The organism is Cyanobium sp. ATX 6F1, from assembly GCF_024346315.1.
In the GTDB taxonomy this organism is placed as follows: Bacteria; Cyanobacteriota; Cyanobacteriia; order PCC-6307; family Cyanobiaceae; genus ATX-6F1.
Genome location: NZ_JAGQCS010000006.1, coordinates 15,841 through 30,839, shown reverse-complemented (window position 1 = coordinate 30,839; position 14,999 = coordinate 15,841). Strand labels below are relative to the sequence as shown.

The window sequence follows — 14,999 nt, the reverse complement described above, 5'->3', positions numbered from 1 at the left end:
GCCTTGCCCCCCCAGCGCTGGCATCCCCACCTCTGGCACCCCACCACCCAGGTGGCCAGCGCCGATCCACCCCTGCGGGCGGTGCGCGGCCGGGGCGCCCTGCTGGAGCTCGACGACGGCCGCCAGCTGATCGACGCCATCAGCAGCTGGTGGGTGACCCTGCACGGCCACGCCGAACCGTCAATCGCCGCGGCCGTGGCGGCCCAGGCCACGGAGCTGGAGCAGGTGATCTTCGCCAACTTCAGCCACCCCCCCGCCGAGCAGCTGGCGGACGCCCTCAGCGCCCGCAGCGGCCTGGAGCGCCTGTTCTTCTCCGACAACGGCTCCACCGCCGTGGAGGTCGCCCTCAAGATCGCCTGGCAGTGGTGGCGCAACCGGGGGGAGCCCAGGCGCCAACTGATTGCCTTCGAGGGGGCTTATCACGGCGACACCATGGGGGCGATGGCCCTGGGGGCCCGATCCCCGTTCACGGCCCCCTTCGATGAGCTGCTGTTCGAGGTGGCCCGCGCCCCCTGGCCCGCCACCTGGTGGGGGGATGAAGGGGTGGAGCCCCGCGAGCGTCTGGCCCTCGAGAGGCTGGAGCAGTTGCTGGAGACCCCCACCGCGGCGGTGATCCTGGAGCCCCTGGTGCAGGGGGCCGCCGGCATGGCCATGGTGCGCGAGGGCTTCCTGCGCGAGGTGGAGCGGCGGGTGCGCGCCGCCGGCGCCCTGCTGATCGCCGATGAGGTGCTCACGGGCTTCGGGCGCACCGGCGCCCTGTTCGCCTGCCAGCGGGCCGGCCTGACCCCCGACCTGATCGCCCTCTCCAAGGGGCTGACCGGAGGCTTCCTGCCCATGGGGGTGACCCTGGCCCGCGAGGCCCTGCATGCGGGCTTCATCGGCGCCAGCGAGCGCACCTTCCTGCACGGCCACAGCTTCACCGCCAATCCCCTTGGCTGTGCCGCCGCCCTGGCCAGCCTGACGCTGCTGGAGGCGAACCCTGGGCGCTACGAGCGCTTCGAGGCCCGTCACCGGCCCCACCTGGAGGTCCTGGCGCAGCATCCCAAGCTGCGTTTTCCGCGCCTGATCGGCACGATCGCCGCCATCGATCTGGTGTTGGAGAAGCCCGGCTACTTCAATCCCGCCGGTCGGATCGTGCAGCGCCGGGCCCTGGCCGAGGGGGTGTTTCTCAGGCCCCTGGGCCAGGTGATCTACCTGCTGCCGCCCCTCTGCCTCGATGACACCCAGCTGGAGCAGTGCTATGGCGCCATCAGCCGGGCCCTGGAGGCTCTCTAGCGAGCGCTAGGGCCCGGCCAGGATCGCCGCTTCGGCATCGGCCCGCGAGAGCCCGTAGGGAAACCGGCGCTCGCTGATCTGACCCTGGTGCTGCCAGCGCACGGTGAACGCCTCCACCTCCAGCTCGATCAGGGCGCTCCACTGGGGCTGGTGCAGATCCCAGAGGCAGGGGTTCTGGCGCTGCTGGCTGCCCCCCAACCCACGCAGCCAGCTCTCAAGCGCCGGCAGCGGGTGCTTGTAGAGAGGCGTCTGGGGGGTGGGGAGTGTCGGCATTCCCGGCGCTCACGCCTGGCTGGGATCCATCCTGCACCGCAGCGGCCCCTGGCGGCGCCGGAATCAGCCTCAGATTCGCCGCCGCCGCTTCCCCCCACCAGCTGGGTTGACGCACCAGTTCCGTACCCTGCACCCAGGCCATCCCCACCCCCAGCACCAGGCTGGCCGAGAGGGCCAAGCCGAGCAGCAGCAGGGCAAACCACTCGCCACTGGAGAAATCCCTGCGGACGGGCCGAAGCCTCGGTTCACCGCGGCGCGGCACCGGCACGGGCCTTGGCGGGGCAGGGGGACGCAGGAGGCCGTCGTAGGCCTCACGCCGGGCCGGATCGCTGAGGGTGGTGTAGGCCTCCTGCAACAGACGGAAGCGCTCATTGGCCTCGGCGGCGGGCAGGCTGGTGGTGTCGGGGTGGTAGCGCTTGCTCAGGCTGCGGAAGGCCCGCCGCAGCTCCTCCACCGTGGCGCTCGGCGGCAGCTGCAGCAGCTCGTAGTGGGTCTGTCGCGTGGGTTCTCCGCCAGCCACCAGCGAACGACCGGGTGTGCGGGATCCTAGAGAGAACGACCGTCCCCGTCCGAGCGGATGCCCGCCGAATCCGGTACCGCCTTCCCTGGCGCCAGCGAGCCCGCCGCTGGGCTCTGGCAGGCCCTGGGCTGGACCCCGGATGCGCAGCAACTGGACCTGTTGGAGCGCCTGCAACAGCAGCTGCGCGACTGGAATGGCCGCCTCAACCTCACCCGCCTGGTGGAGGGCGACGATTACTGGATTTCCCAGGTGTTCGATAGCCTCTGGCCGCTCCAGGAGCTGCTGGGTAACCCCAAGGCGGCACCCGATTGCATCGACGTGGGCACCGGCGGCGGCTTCCCCGGCCTGGCGGTGGCGATCGCCCTGCCCAGGGCCCGCCTCACCCTGGTGGATTCGGTCGGGCGCAAGACCGAGGCGGTGCGGGCCATGGCCGCCGCCCTGGGGCTGGCGGAGCGGGTGACCCTGCGCTGCGAGCGGGTGGAGCGCACGGGCCAGGAACGGGCCTGCCGGGGCCACTTCGACCTGGCCATGGCCCGGGCGGTGGCCACCGCCCCGGTGGTGGCCGAATACCTGCTCCCCCTGCTGCGGCCCCAGGGACAGGCGCTGCTCTACCGGGGCCAGTGGAGCGACGGCGACGCCGAGGCGCTGGATCGGGCCCTGGTGCCGCTGAGTGGCCGGCTGGAGCGGCTGGAGCGGCGGGATCTGCCGGGGGAGCGCGGCGTGCGCCATGCCCTCACCCTGGTGGCCACGGGTCCCTGCCCGCGCCTCTACCCCCGCCCGGTGGGGGTGCCCGCCAAGCAACCGCTGGGATCGATCGCCTGAGGCGATCAGTCGCTGGCCATCAGGCGCTGCACCGCCTGCCCACCCACCCGCGCACGCAGGCGCCTGAGCAGGGGTGGGATCCGCTCGGCCCAGGGGCTGCCGCCCAGCACCGCCAGCAACTGGGCTTCGCTCACCTCGCCATCGAGGGCATCGGCATTGGCGCCGGGGAACCAGTGGCCGCCGTGGCCCAGCAGGCCGTAGCGGGCACGCACGAAACCCTCCAGATCCCAGGCCTCCAGGAGGTTGTGCATCCAGAGCAGCGCCGGCAGGTTGATGTCGCCCGGGGTGTGGTTCCAGGCGGGCAATCCCTGCTCCCAGCTGGCCAGCCAGTCAGTTCCCAGGGCCTGCTGACGGGCCCGCTCGAGCCGCTCAAGGATCGGCGGCAGCAGCTCGGCCGCGCGAGGCAACAGGGCCACCGCCTCCAGATGGCGATCGAGATCCTCCGGACCTGCGGCCCCGACGCTGATCGTGTCGATGCCTTCGGCGGCCAGGCAGAACAGGTCGTTGAAGACGATCGGATGCAGGGGGGAGCAAAGCTCCAGCAATCGCTCGGAAGGGGTGTGCAGGTGGCCGCCCTTGTCGGTGGGGCTGATCACGAACACACCCATGTCGTGGGCGCCGGCGGCTTCGATCGCCGGGCGGTTGTCCTGGCGGATGAAGTACCAATGGAGATTGATGTAATCGAAGGCGTCGGTGGCGATCGCCTCCAGGATCAGGGCCAAGGGGGCGTGGGTGGAGAAGCCCACATGGCCGATGCGGCCCCGCTCCTGCCAGCGGCGCACCACCTCCAGGCAGCCGCCCGGGCGCAGGCTCTGCTCCAGGTGTTCCGGCAGGTTGAGGCCATGGAGGGTGAGCAGATCAAGCCGCTCCACCCCCAGCCGCTCGAAGCTGAGCGTCAATTCCGCCTCGAAGGCGGCCGCATCCGCCTGGGGTGACACCTTGCTCTGCAGGATGCGGCGCGGATCGGGAAGCTCGGGCAGCAGCGTGCCGAGCTGGCGCTCGGAACTGCCGTAGCCGCGCGCGGTTTCGATGTGGTGGAAACCACTGGCCACGGCCTTCTCGAGGGTGGCCCGCAGGTTCGCCTGGCTCTCGGCGCTGATCGCCTCGCCGGGGAGATCGCTCCAGCTTTGCTGGAAGCGCATGCCCCCGAGCGAGAGCACGGGCATCGCCAGTTCCGTGCGGCCGAAGCGCCGGGTGGGCATCCCTGGCACGAGGCTCATGGCCGCGCCGCGTGGGAACGGGGCAGGGCGCGCTTGAAACGGGCGGGAGCGGGGAGTCCCAAGGGCTGGAGTTCCTGGCAGCGCAGGCCCTCGTTGAGGCCATCGAGTTCCTCATAGGCCACCCAATGGATGCAGTCCACCGGGCAGGTTTCAATCGCTTCCTGGATCGTCTCGGTGCTGTCCCCATCCTGGCGCAGGGCCCGGGAGCGGCCCCAGTCGGGCTCAACCATGAAGGTGTTGCAGGCCACGTGAGCGCAGTAGCGGCAGCCGATGCAGACCGCCTCATCCACCCAGACCGCCTTCTGACGCAGGGCGCCTCCGAGCAGGGGTTCACGCCCGGTGGGTTCAACGGTTGGTGCGGCCGCCGCCGAGAAGGCCAGGGCGGGATCGGACACTTGGCTCAGCCGTCCCAGCGGGTGACCACCAACTCGATGCTGCCGTCGGTGTGCTGGGTCTGCTCACTCACCTGAAAGCCCTCCTGGGTGGAGGCGGCCAGGATTGAGCGCAGGGCATAGCGCTGGGTGAGCTGGGCCAGGAAGCGCTCCACGGGCACCTGCTGCTTCCAGAGATCGAGATCGGTGACCAGCTCAAAACTGCCGCTGACGTCGTTCCAACGGAAGCCGATGTCACCGCCCTCGCCCTGGGGAAGGGTCAGATCGGCGAGCACCGTCTGGCCGCGGTAGCCGCGCACGGGCCGCTGGCCTTCGCTGGGGTCGTGGCCGAGGTCCCGGAGGGCCTCCACCAGCGCCTGGCGATCACGGAGCTCGGTCTTGACGGTGCTGAAATGCGACATCAGACGACAGGATCAAGGGGTGGTGGCGGAGGCGGCCTGGACGGCCTCGACCGGCTGGATCTGGGTGAGGAAGGCGTCGGAGGTGCTGCGGCGCTGTTGCACCGTGCCGAGCCGAGCCTCAATGCGCTCGGTGAGCTGCTCACAGCCATCACCACGCACGCCCTGCACCAACTCCTCCACACGACCATCGGGCCGGATGCGAAAGCGAATGGTGGACTGGGCCATCCCGATTGCCGGAAGGTGGCCTGAAATCTAGCCGGATCAGAACGCTCCCGGGCTCAACTGAACAGCCCGTCCTCAATCAGGGTCTGCAACCGTTCCAGCACCAGGGGCTCCTCCAGCTGCTCAAGGGCCACCCGCGCCTCATCGCGCACGGTGTTGTCGCCATCGCCCAGCAGGGTGGCCACCATCGCCTCCACCAGCTCCTTCTGCCTGGGTTCCACCAGATCGCCGTAGAGCCGCCCCAGCGACCAGGCACTGTTGCTGCGCACCACCGGTTCGCTGTCAATGCGCAAGCTGAGCAGCAACTGGCCGGCCGCCTGATCGGCCTTGGCCAGCCCCGTGGCCCCCACATCCGCCAGGGAGCCGGCGGCCCAGAGTCGCACCGCCGCCACATCGGTCTGCAGGGCACGGATCAGCGGCCCCAGCACCGGTGCGTCGGGATAGTTGCCCAGGCTCCAGGCCACGGCCTTGCGCACATAGCCGTTGCTGTCGTTCTGGAGCAGGGCCAGCAGGGGCGCCAGCGCCAGCGGATCGGGGTTGCGTCCGAGGGCATAGACGGCGCTCATGCGCTCGATCGGGCAGCTGGCCTCCAGCAGGGGCAGCAGCACCTGGATCGCGCGCGGGTCGCGGTGTTCGCAGAAGATGCGCAGGCCCTGGACCCGTTCGGCGTGGTCGCCCTTGAGCAGCTGCAGGCCCAGGTCGCACTCAGCGGCCACATCGATCTGGCCCTCATCGAGGGCGTCGAGCTCATCGAGCGGATCGCCGAGCAACTCTTTCGCCAGCTCAGTGGCCAGCATCTCGGGGTCCAGTGCCAGCTCGGGCGGACTGAGCCACAACGGGGGACCCTCAGTGGGCGACGGCGGGAAGGGCAGCGTGGAATCCGTCATGGCCCTGATCGTAAAAGCCCGGGTGTTAGCCGATCGGTGCCGGAGCGGCCATGTCACTGGGCAGCCAGATGCGGGCACTGACGGCGAGCAGGGCCAGGCCGAACAGCAGCATGATCACGGCGGGCAGCAGGGTGGAGCGGAGAAATTGCACGGGCGACCTGGCGATCACCCCATTCTGGCCATGGCGGCGCCCGTAGGGTTCGCCCAGCCGTCCGATCGCCTTGGACCCCGCGCCCTCTGACACCACAGCCAACGCAACCCCTCCCACCGCCTCGGACCAACCCAGGGGCCCCGGCGCCAGCAGGCGCCTCGTGGCGGTGGGGCTCTTGGGCTTCGCCAGCGGCGCCCCGAATAGTGGCCTGGGGGAAGTTTTGCCGATCTGGCTAGCGACCAACGGTGTAGCAGTGGAGCTGATCGGCTTGCTGCCCCTGGCGGGACTGCCCTACGCGATCAAGTTTCTCTGGGCCCCGCTGCTGGATCGCTGGCCGATTCCCTGGCCCGACCGTCGCCGGGGCTGGATCGCCCTGCTCCAGCTGCTGCTGGCGATCGCCATCGCCAGCCTGGCCCTGCTGCAACCAAGCACCAATCCGCGGGCCCTTTTCGCCGTTGGCTTGATGGCCTTGATCGTGGCGGTGCTCAGCGCCACCCAGGACATCGTGATTGATGCCTATCGCACCGATTTACTGCCCCAGCAAGAGCGGGGAGCCGGCGCGGCAGCCAACTCGCTTGGGTTTCGCGGCGGCACCCTGATCCTGGGATCCGGCGCCCTCCTTGTCACCGGTGTGGCTGGTTATCCGCTGGCCTTTGTCGCAGCGGGAGCCTTGATGCTGCTCCTGATCCCCTGCACCCTGGCGGCACCGGAGCTGAAGCCGCTGGAGCAGCCTGTGCTGACCCTTCGTCAGGCCGTCATTGGCCCCGTGCGCGAATTCATCGCCCGCACGGGGAAACGGCGGGCCGTGCAGCTCCTGGCCCTTGTGCTGCTGTATCGCCTGCCGGATGGCCTGCTCGCCCCGATGAGCGGCCCCTTCCTGGTGGCCGAGGGCCTGACAGCAAGCGAAATCGGACTCATCAAATCAGCACTGGGCGTGCTGGCCACCATGGCTGGCGTTGTCATTGGTGGTTTTTTGTTCGGCCGGCTAGGCATGAACCGCAGTCTTTGGCTCTTTGGCATCGCAGGCGCGGCCGGCAACCTTGGCTACTGGCTGGTGGCCCGGGGCACGCCGTCGCTCAAAGCCGTTGCTGGAGCCGTGCTGCTGGAAAACCTATCGAGTGGCCTTGTGGCAACCGCATTTGTTGCTTTGCTGATGAGCCTTTGCAACCCACGCTTCTCGGCCACCCAGTACGCCGTTTTTTCTGGTGTTTATGCCGTCAGCAGCAAGGTGCTGGCGGCCCCTTCCGGCCTGCTGGTGAAGCTCACCAGCTGGGAGCATTTTTTCCTGCTTTCTGCGGCAGCGGCAATTCCAGCTTTTTTACTGATGGCTGTGGTCACGCCCTGGGGCGAGAGCCAGGCCCGCGGCGCCTTCGATCCCGAGCGCGATCCCAGCTGAGGCCCGGCGCCGCAACTGCCCGCAGGCCGCATCGGCATCGAGCCCGCGACTGGCGCGCACGCTCACGGCCACGTGCCGGCGCTCAAGCACGGCCTTGAACGCCTGCACCCGCTGCGGCGAAGGCCGCTGGAATTCTTCCTCCTCGATCGGGTTGTAGGCGATCAGATTCACATGGCTCTGGAAGCCCCGCAGCCGCTGGGCCAGGGCATCGGCGTGGCGGGGCAGGTCGTTGACGCCTCCCAGCAGGATGTACTCGAAGCTCACCCGCCGTCCGGTGATCGCCACATAGCGGCGGCAATCCTCCAGCAAGGTCTCGATCGGATAGGCCCGAGCGGTGGGAATCAGTTCCTCCCGCAGGGCCTGGTCAGGGGCGTGGAGGCTCACCGCCAGGGTGAACTGGGCCCGCCCCAGCACCGCCAGGGCCCGCTCCGCCAGCTGAGGCAGGGCTCCTGGCACGCCCACGGTGCTGATCGTGATCTGGCGCTGGGCCATGCCCAGATCACGGCAGAGCGAATGAACGGCAGCGAGCACGGCCTCGACGTTGAGCAGCGGCTCGCCCATGCCCATGAACACCACATGGCTGGGGCGTTGATCCATCACCTCGCGGACGCTCAGCACCTGATCGACGATTTCGTGCACCGCCAGGGAGCGCTGCAGTCCCTGTTGGCCGGTGGCGCAGAAGCGGCAGGCCATGGGGCAGCCCACCTGGCTGCTGACGCAGACCGTGAGCCGATCGCCGGCGGGAATGCCCACGGTCTCCAGGCTGAGGCCGTCGCCCGTGGCCAGCAGCAACTTGATGGTGCCATCGCGGGCGACGCTGCGCTGCAGTTCGCTGGAACGGCCGATCAGGCCGGAACCACCCTGCAGGCGATCGGGTCCGCGCTCCGGGTCACGTTCGCGCTCGGCAAGGCGCTCACGCCAGGCCTTCGGCAGCACGGTGATCGCCTCCAGGCTTCGGGCACCCTTGGCGTAGATCCAATCGTGCAGCTGCCGGCCGCGGAAGGCGGGCTGGCCCTCGGCCACCGCCCACGCTTCCAGCGCTTCGGGCCCCAGACCAAGCAGATGCGGCAGCGCCCCTGGGGCCAGAGCAGGGGGCCCGCTCAGGGCCATGCCAACAGCCCGTGGCCGAGCCAGTACTCCACAGCCAGCAAAGCCACAAAGCCGAGCATCGCGAGGCGGCCGTTGAGCTTCTCGGTGTGGGTGTGAAAGCCGAAACGGGGCAGGCGGCGCTGGGGAACGCGCGTCGGGGCAGGCAGGGTCATCGGCGGTGCAGGGGTCGAACAAAGGGAAGGCCGCTCGCTCCATTGAAGCGAACGGCCAGGGGTGAGCGCTGAGGGGGGCTTGCGCTCACTCCTCGCTGAGCAGGCCTTCCTCCTGGAGCCCTTCGATCGCCTCGGGATCGGCAATCAGCACCTCTTCGAGACCCTCATCCACCGCAGGGCGGGCAAAGGCGGCGAAGCTGCTGGCCGTGGCTTCGATGCCATGGCGGCTGCGGGTGGCCTCCAGATCCTCATCGGAGGGGTCGTCGAGCACCACCTGGGAGGCCACCGAGGGGGCCGCTGGCATCTCGACGGTGTAATCCGGGCGCAGGTTCTGGACGCGGCGGTAGCCCGAGGACTCCTCATCGAGGATGTCGGGGTGGGGACCGGCCTCGGCCCGCAGCTCCTCTTCGAAGCCGCTGAAACCGGTGCCGGCGGGGATCAGGCGACCGATGATCACGTTCTCCTTGAGACCCCGCAGCCAGTCACTCTTGCCCTCGATCGCCGCCTCGGTCAGCACCCGGGTGGTCTCCTGGAAGGACGCCGCCGAGATGAAGCTGTCGGTGTTGAGCGAGGCCTTGGTGATGCCCAGCAGCACAGGGGTGAACTCCGCAGGAGCCCCTCCGGTGATCGCCATGGCGCCGTTGACCTGCTCCACCTGACGCAACTCGATCAGCTCGCCGGGCAGCAGGGTGGTGTCACCCGCATCCTCGATGCGCACCTTGCTGGTCATCTGACGCACGATCACCTCGATGTGCTTGTCATCGATGGTGACGCCCTGGGATTTGTAGACGTTCTGCACCTCCTGCACCAGGCGGAATTGCAGATGGGAGATCGCCACCTGGGCCGCGTCGAGGGCCGGGTTGCGGGAGCGCAGATCCTCGAAGTAGCAATCGAGCAACTCGTGGGGGTTGACCGGGCCGTCGGTGAGGAACTCACCGGCGGTGACCTGCTGGCCATCGCTGACCATCACGTTGCGCCCCAGCAGGATCGGGTAGTCGGTGATCATGTCGTCCTGCTCGATCACCGAAACGGTGACCGAATCGCCATCGTCGCCGAGCTTGATCTGCACCGTTCCGGCCTTGCGGCAGAGGATCGCCGATTCCCGCGGACGGCGGGCCTCCAGCAGCTCCTCGATCCGGGGCAGACCCTGGACGATGTCACCGGTCTTCTGACGCTCGAACACCAGCAGGGCGAGGGCGTCACCGCGCTGCACCAGCTCCCCGTCGCGCACATGCAGCACCGAGTCGGGCGAGACCATGTAGGGACGGCCGAGGCGCAGGGTGACCGAGTGGCCATCGATGGCCTCCACCTCGCCGCAATGGCCGGCCAGGACACCGGGGGCGAGTTCATCGCCGTCGACGACCCGCTGGCCAAGGCTGACACTGGCCTTGGCGGAGCCCAGTGCGATGGGCTTGGTGTCGCCGGCGCGCTCCACGATCAACCGGCGAATCGGTTCACCCTCGACAAGATCGGGCAGCTGCACAACCCCATCCTCCTTGCAGAGAATCTGGGTGGTGGCGACCACATCACCGCTCTTGACGGCAATGCCGTCCTCCACCTGCAGCTCCGTGTGGGTGGAGCCGTGGCTGGCGTCGGAGAGGGTGTCGCGGCGCACGAGCAGGGATTCCAGAATCACCAGCTGCAGGCGCTCGATCGTTTTGGCGCGCTTGTCGGGCACCGATTCCACGTCCACCGTCATCTGGGGAGTGGTGTCGTGGGTTTCCAGGATCAGCTGGGTGCGCAACAACTCGATGCTGTCCACCGACTTGATCAGCTCCCCGTCCTTGTAGGTGAGGCGCTGCACGGCCTTGAGACCCAGTGTTGGGCCGCCGTTCTGCTTGATCGTGGCGAGCTCGGGCAGGTGAGCCTCATCGGGAATGGCGTATTCCTCCACCGGCCGCAACAGCAGCGCGCCGCCTTCGGTGGTTTCGACGGCCTCGACGAACTGCATCGCCTCGGCCTTGAGACCCGGGGCGATTTCCTCGCCGGGATTGACCATCTTGCCGTCACCGCCATAGCGGGAGAGCACTTTGCTGTCGCTGATCAGATGCAGCTTGCCGGAGCGGACGATGATCTCCCGCAGGATGTCGTTCTTCTGGGTGACCGTGACGATGCCGGCGGTCTGGCTGAAGATGTCCTTGACCACTTCGGTGCCGGCCTCGATCCACTGGCCGTCCTCGATCATCAACAGGGAGATGTCCTTGTTGATCTCATGGGTTTCCTGGGGGATCCACAGCAGGGTGCCGCCCTTGTTGACCTCATAGCCGTTCTTGGCCGAACGGGCCTTTTTGATCGTGAGCCCGGGGGCGAACTTGACCATGCCGCCGGTGCTGGTGCGGAAGCGATCGTCGGCGAGCTCGGCGATCACCTCGCCACCGCTGATCTTGCTGCCCGGCCGTGTCTTGAGCAGGTAGCGGATGCTGTCCTTGCCCTCGAGGTGCCAGGTCTCACCGGAGTGGGTGGATTCACCCAGCAACTTGCAATCTTTAAGGGTGAGGCTGGCGGTGACGATCTGCACCTCCCTTGAATCACCGGTGGACTCCCGCAGGCGCACGGCGCCGCCGTACTCGCTCACCAGACGGCTCTCGGCGAGCACATCGCCGGTCTTGACCGGTTGGGTGCCGGGCACCACCGGCTGGGCGTTGGGGGGAAGGTTGTAGACATCGCCGCTGAGCACCCAGAGACGCCCGAGCCGCTGGGCCTTGAGGGTGATGTTGCCCTGGCGGTCGGTGACCTCCTTGGGCTGGATCACCTCCTCGTAGCGCACCTGGCCGGCCAGGTCACAGATCACATCCTTGCTGGCCTTCTCGACACTCTTCTTGGTGGTGGCACCGGCGGAGATCTGGGCCAGGATCGTGTCAGAGGGCAGGGTCTGACCGTCGTCGACGAACAGGATCGAACCGCTGGTGATGTCCAGCTTCTGCACCTTGCCCTTGCCGCTGGGCTTCACCTGCAGGGTGAAATCAAGCTCGGCGATCTGGGCCTCCACACCATGGGGGGTGCGGAAGGGACGCACCCGGGCCTTGCTGCCGAATTCGATCGTGCCCTCCACCACGGAACGCACCACGCCACTTTCGGCCGTGGACACACCACCGGTGTGGAAGGTGCGCATGGTCAGCTGGGTGCCCGGCTCGCCGATGGACTGGGCGGCGACGATGCCGACGGCTTCGCCGAGATCGACGAGTTCGTTGTGGGCCAGGGCCCAGCCGTAGCACTTGCGGCAGACCGAACGGGCGGCCTCGCAGGTGAGCGGCGAGCGCACTTTCACGCTGCGCACACCGGCGGCCTCGATGCGGCGGGAGAGGGGCGGGTCGATCTCGCCGTCGCGGGGGACCAGGACCTCGCCATTGGCATCCAGCACCGGCTCGGCCGCCAGGCGCCCCACCAACTTGGCGGCGTACTTGCCCTTGTCATCGGCATCGATGGGGATGCAGCGGGTGGTGCCGCAGTCGTCCTCGCGCACGATCACGTCCTGGGCGACGTCCACCAGACGGCGGGTGAGGTAACCGGAATCCGCCGTGCGCAGGGCGGTGTCGACCAGTCCCTTGCGAGCTCCATACGAGGAGATCACGTACTCGGTGACCGTGAGGCCCTCACGGAAATTGGTACGGATCGGCAGGTCGATGATCTCCCCCTGGGGGTTGGCCATCAGGCCACGCATGCCCACCAGCTGACGCACCTGGGACATGTTCCCCCGGGCGCCGGAGTTGGCCATCATCCACACCGAATTGAGTGGATCGTTCTCGTTGAAGTTCCGCCGCACGGCCTCCACCAGCCGTTCGTTGGTTTCGGTCCAGGTGTCGATCACCTTGGTGTGGCGCTCAACTTCGGTGATCTCCCCCAGCCGGTAGCGCTCCTCGGTGGCGGTGATCTGCTCCTCTGCTTCGCGAAGCAGCGCCGGCTTGTCGCTGGGGATGCGCAGGTCGTCAACGGAAATCGACACCGCCGCCTGGGTGGCGTAGTGGAAGCCCAGATCCTTGAGCTCATCGGCCATCGAGGCGGTGGCCGCCGTGCCGTGGTTCTTGTACGCCCAGGCCACCAGGTTGCGCAGGGCCTTCTTGTCGATCACCCGGTTGCGGAACGGGGGAGCCGCCTTGCTGAGCGGAGCGCAGGCACCAAGCACCGGGGCTTCAACGACCGGCTCGATGGCCTTGGCGGCCTTCTTGGAGGTTTTCTTGGCGGGGGTGGTGGTCATGGCTGGGCGCGGAGGGGGAAGCGGATGGAGCAGGCGTTGAGGATTCGGTTCGGCCCGGAGATCAGGTGGCGGCCACGGCGGAAATGATCGTGTTGTTCATCACGACTCGTCCCACGGTGGTGAGCAGATAGCGGCTGATCAGGGCGCCGTCTTCGTCGAAGCGGTCGCGGCGGTAGCGCCACTGTTCGATGCGGGTGCCATCGCTGAGGGTTTCCTCCTTGATCGGTGCATCGCCTTCGTCGTCGTCGTCGACCCCACCGCTGAAGCGCACCCACACCCAATCGTGCAGAACGAGGTGCTTTTCATCGAAGGCGCTGATCACATCGCTGAGGCCGGCGAAGGTGAGGCGGCGGTCACCGAAGGCGGGCTTGCTGGCGCCGGGCTCCACAGCCGTGAGGTAATAGGAACCAAGCACCATGTCCTGGGAGGGCGTGATGATCGGCTCGCCGGTGGCGGGCGAGAGGATGTTGTTGCTGGCCAGCATCAGCATGCGGGCCTCGGTCTGGGCCTCGATCGCGAGGGGCACGTGCACGGCCATCTGGTCACCGTCGAAGTCGGCGTTGAAGGCGGGGCACACCAGCGGATGCAGCTGGATGGCGCGGCCGTCCACGAGCTTCGGCTCGAAGGCCTGAATGCCGAGGCGGTGAAGGGTAGGTGCCCGGTTCAAAAGAATCGGGTGACCCTCGATCACCTCCTGGAGCACCTGCATCACCTCATCGTCGGCGCGCTGGATCAGCTTCTTGGCCGCCTTGATGTTGTTGACGATGTTCTGGCGGATCAGGCGATGGATCACGAACGGCTGGAACAGCTCGATCGCCATCTCCTTGGGCAGACCGCACTGGTGCATCTTGAGCTTGGGACCCACCACGATCACGGAACGACCGGAGTAGTCGACCCGCTTGCCCAGGAGGTTCTGACGGAATCGACCCTGCTTGCCCTCGATGATGTCGCTGAGCGATTTGAGCGGACGGTTGTTGGCACCCACCACGGTGCGGCCGCGGCGGCCGTTGTCGATCAGGGCATCGACAGCCTCCTGGAGCATCCGCTTCTCGTTGCGGACGATGATTTCGGGAGCGAGGATTTCCTGCAGCCGCGCCAGGCGGTTGTTGCGGTTGATCACCCGCCGGTAGAGATCATTCAGGTCGCTGGTGGCGAAGCGGCCGCCATCGAGCTGCACCATCGGGCGCAGGTCGGGGGGGATCACCGGGATCACATCCAGCACCATCCATTCGGGCTTGGCCCCGGTGGCGATGAAGTTGTCGATCACGCGCAGGCGCTTGATCAGTTTGGCCCGCTTCTGGCCCTTGCTGCCGTTGATCTCACCGCGCAGCTGTTCGGCGATTTCGGGCAGGTTGAGATCGTTGAGCAACCGCTTGAGCGCCTCGGCGCCGATGCCCACCTCGGGCTCATTCTCGATCTCGGAATCCTCGGCGTAGATCTGGTCCTCGATTTCCAGCCACTCGTCTTCGGTAAGCAGCTGCTTGTAGGTGAGGTCTTTGTGATCCCCCTTCTCGAGCACCACGTAGCAGTTGAAGTAGACGATCTGCTCCACATCCCGCAGGGGCATGTCGAGCAGGATCGCCACGTAGCTGGGGATCCCCTTGAGATACCACACATGGGAGACCGGAGCCGCGAGCTTGATGAAGCCCATGCGGTGCCGGCGCACCCGGCTTTCGGTGACCTCAACGCCGCAGCGCTCACAGACGATGCCCCGGTGGCGCACCCGCTTGTACTTGCCGCAGTGGCATTCCCAGTCCTTGGAGGGGCCGAAGATCTTCTCGCAGAAGAGCCCGTCCATCTCGGGCTTGAGGGTGCGGTAGTTGATCGTTTCCGGCTTCGTCACCTCGCCCACCACCTGACCGTTCGGCAGGGTGCGCTGCCCCCACTGCATGATCCGCTCGGGCGAAGCGAGCGTGATCTTGACGTAGTCGAAGTGGTTCTCGATGCGTGAATTACTGTTCGTCATGGCCGGAGAGCGCGCGG

General features: G+C 67.7%; 15 protein-coding genes. 3 read left to right on the top strand and 12 right to left on the bottom strand.

Features of this window, described 5'->3' with window-relative positions:
• Positions 1–3: 3 nt before the first annotated feature.
• Positions 4–1,275, top strand: coding sequence for an adenosylmethionine--8-amino-7-oxononanoate transaminase (bioA, locus tag KBZ13_RS10185; RefSeq protein WP_255008795.1), 1,272 nt, complete (start codon positions 4–6; stop codon positions 1,273–1,275).
• A 6-nt stretch (positions 1,276–1,281) separates the two neighbouring features.
• On the opposite strand, the gene KBZ13_RS10180 is transcribed toward bioA, so the two are convergent.
• Entirely contained in the window at positions 1,282–1,548 is a 267-nt protein-coding gene (locus KBZ13_RS10180) for a DUF3143 domain-containing protein (protein ID WP_255008793.1), read from the bottom strand.
• Entirely contained in the window at positions 1,490–2,068 is a 579-nt protein-coding gene (locus KBZ13_RS10175) for a J domain-containing protein (protein WP_255008792.1), read from the bottom strand. The genes KBZ13_RS10180 and KBZ13_RS10175 overlap by 59 nt, the downstream gene beginning before the upstream one ends.
• A gap of 57 nt (positions 2,069–2,125) precedes the next feature.
• On the opposite strand from KBZ13_RS10175, the gene rsmG reads away from it, so the two are divergent.
• Entirely contained in the window at positions 2,126–2,890 is a 765-nt protein-coding gene (gene rsmG, locus KBZ13_RS10170; RefSeq protein WP_255008791.1) for a 16S rRNA (guanine(527)-N(7))-methyltransferase RsmG, read from the top strand.
• 5 nt (positions 2,891–2,895) lie between these two features.
• On the opposite strand, the gene KBZ13_RS10165 is transcribed toward rsmG, so the two are convergent.
• The 6 genes from KBZ13_RS10165 to KBZ13_RS10140 form a co-directional block, all read right to left on the bottom strand.
• The gene (locus KBZ13_RS10165; RefSeq protein ID WP_255008790.1) at positions 2,896–4,110 is read right to left on the bottom strand and encodes an aldo/keto reductase; all 1,215 of its coding nucleotides are present in this window, start codon (positions 4,108–4,110) and stop codon (positions 2,896–2,898) included.
• A complete protein-coding gene (locus tag KBZ13_RS10160; RefSeq protein ID WP_255008789.1) occupies positions 4,107–4,505 on the bottom strand; it encodes a ferredoxin in 399 nt (132 codons plus the stop codon). Before KBZ13_RS10160 ends, KBZ13_RS10165 begins: the two co-directional genes overlap by 4 nt.
• Before the next feature lie 5 nt (positions 4,506–4,510).
• A complete protein-coding gene (locus KBZ13_RS10155; RefSeq protein ID WP_255008788.1) occupies positions 4,511–4,903 on the bottom strand; it encodes a DUF1257 domain-containing protein in 393 nt (130 codons plus the stop codon).
• Between the two features lie 12 nt (positions 4,904–4,915).
• On the bottom strand, positions 4,916–5,128 hold the full coding sequence (locus KBZ13_RS10150; protein WP_255008787.1) for a DUF2997 domain-containing protein: 213 nt from the start codon (positions 5,126–5,128) through the stop codon (positions 4,916–4,918).
• 53 nt (positions 5,129–5,181) lie between these two features.
• Entirely contained in the window at positions 5,182–5,922 is a 741-nt protein-coding gene (locus tag KBZ13_RS10145; protein ID WP_255009104.1) for a HEAT repeat domain-containing protein, read from the bottom strand.
• Positions 5,923–6,037: 115 nt separating this feature from the next.
• Positions 6,038–6,163 carry a hypothetical protein gene (locus KBZ13_RS10140; RefSeq protein ID WP_255008786.1) on the bottom strand — a complete coding sequence of 42 codons (126 nt, stop codon included), beginning with the start codon at positions 6,161–6,163 and terminating at the stop codon, positions 6,038–6,040.
• Between the two features lie 70 nt (positions 6,164–6,233).
• Between KBZ13_RS10140 and KBZ13_RS10135 the strand changes: the two genes are divergently transcribed.
• Positions 6,234–7,559, top strand: a complete 1,326-nt coding sequence (locus KBZ13_RS10135) for an AmpG family muropeptide MFS transporter (RefSeq protein WP_255008785.1) — start codon at positions 6,234–6,236, stop codon at positions 7,557–7,559.
• Here KBZ13_RS10135 and rlmN read toward each other — a convergent pair.
• The 4 genes from rlmN to KBZ13_RS10115 all read right to left on the bottom strand — a co-directional run bounded on the left by rlmN (position 7,482) and on the right by KBZ13_RS10115 (position 14,982).
• Positions 7,482–8,669, bottom strand: a complete 1,188-nt coding sequence (gene rlmN / locus KBZ13_RS10130; RefSeq protein ID WP_255008784.1) for a 23S rRNA (adenine(2503)-C(2))-methyltransferase RlmN — start codon at positions 8,667–8,669, stop codon at positions 7,482–7,484. The genes KBZ13_RS10135 and rlmN overlap by 78 nt on opposite strands.
• Entirely contained in the window at positions 8,660–8,821 is a 162-nt protein-coding gene (locus KBZ13_RS10125) for a high light inducible protein (RefSeq protein WP_409995642.1), read from the bottom strand. The genes rlmN and KBZ13_RS10125 overlap by 10 nt, the downstream gene beginning before the upstream one ends.
• Positions 8,822–8,906: 85 nt before the next feature.
• Positions 8,907–13,016 carry a DNA-directed RNA polymerase subunit beta' gene (locus KBZ13_RS10120; protein ID WP_255008783.1) on the bottom strand — a complete coding sequence of 1,370 codons (4,110 nt, stop codon included), beginning with the start codon at positions 13,014–13,016 and terminating at the stop codon, positions 8,907–8,909.
• Between the two features lie 61 nt (positions 13,017–13,077).
• Positions 13,078–14,982 carry a DNA-directed RNA polymerase subunit gamma gene (locus KBZ13_RS10115; protein WP_255008781.1) on the bottom strand — a complete coding sequence of 635 codons (1,905 nt, stop codon included), beginning with the start codon at positions 14,980–14,982 and terminating at the stop codon, positions 13,078–13,080.
• Between the last annotated feature and the right edge of the window lie 17 nt (positions 14,983–14,999).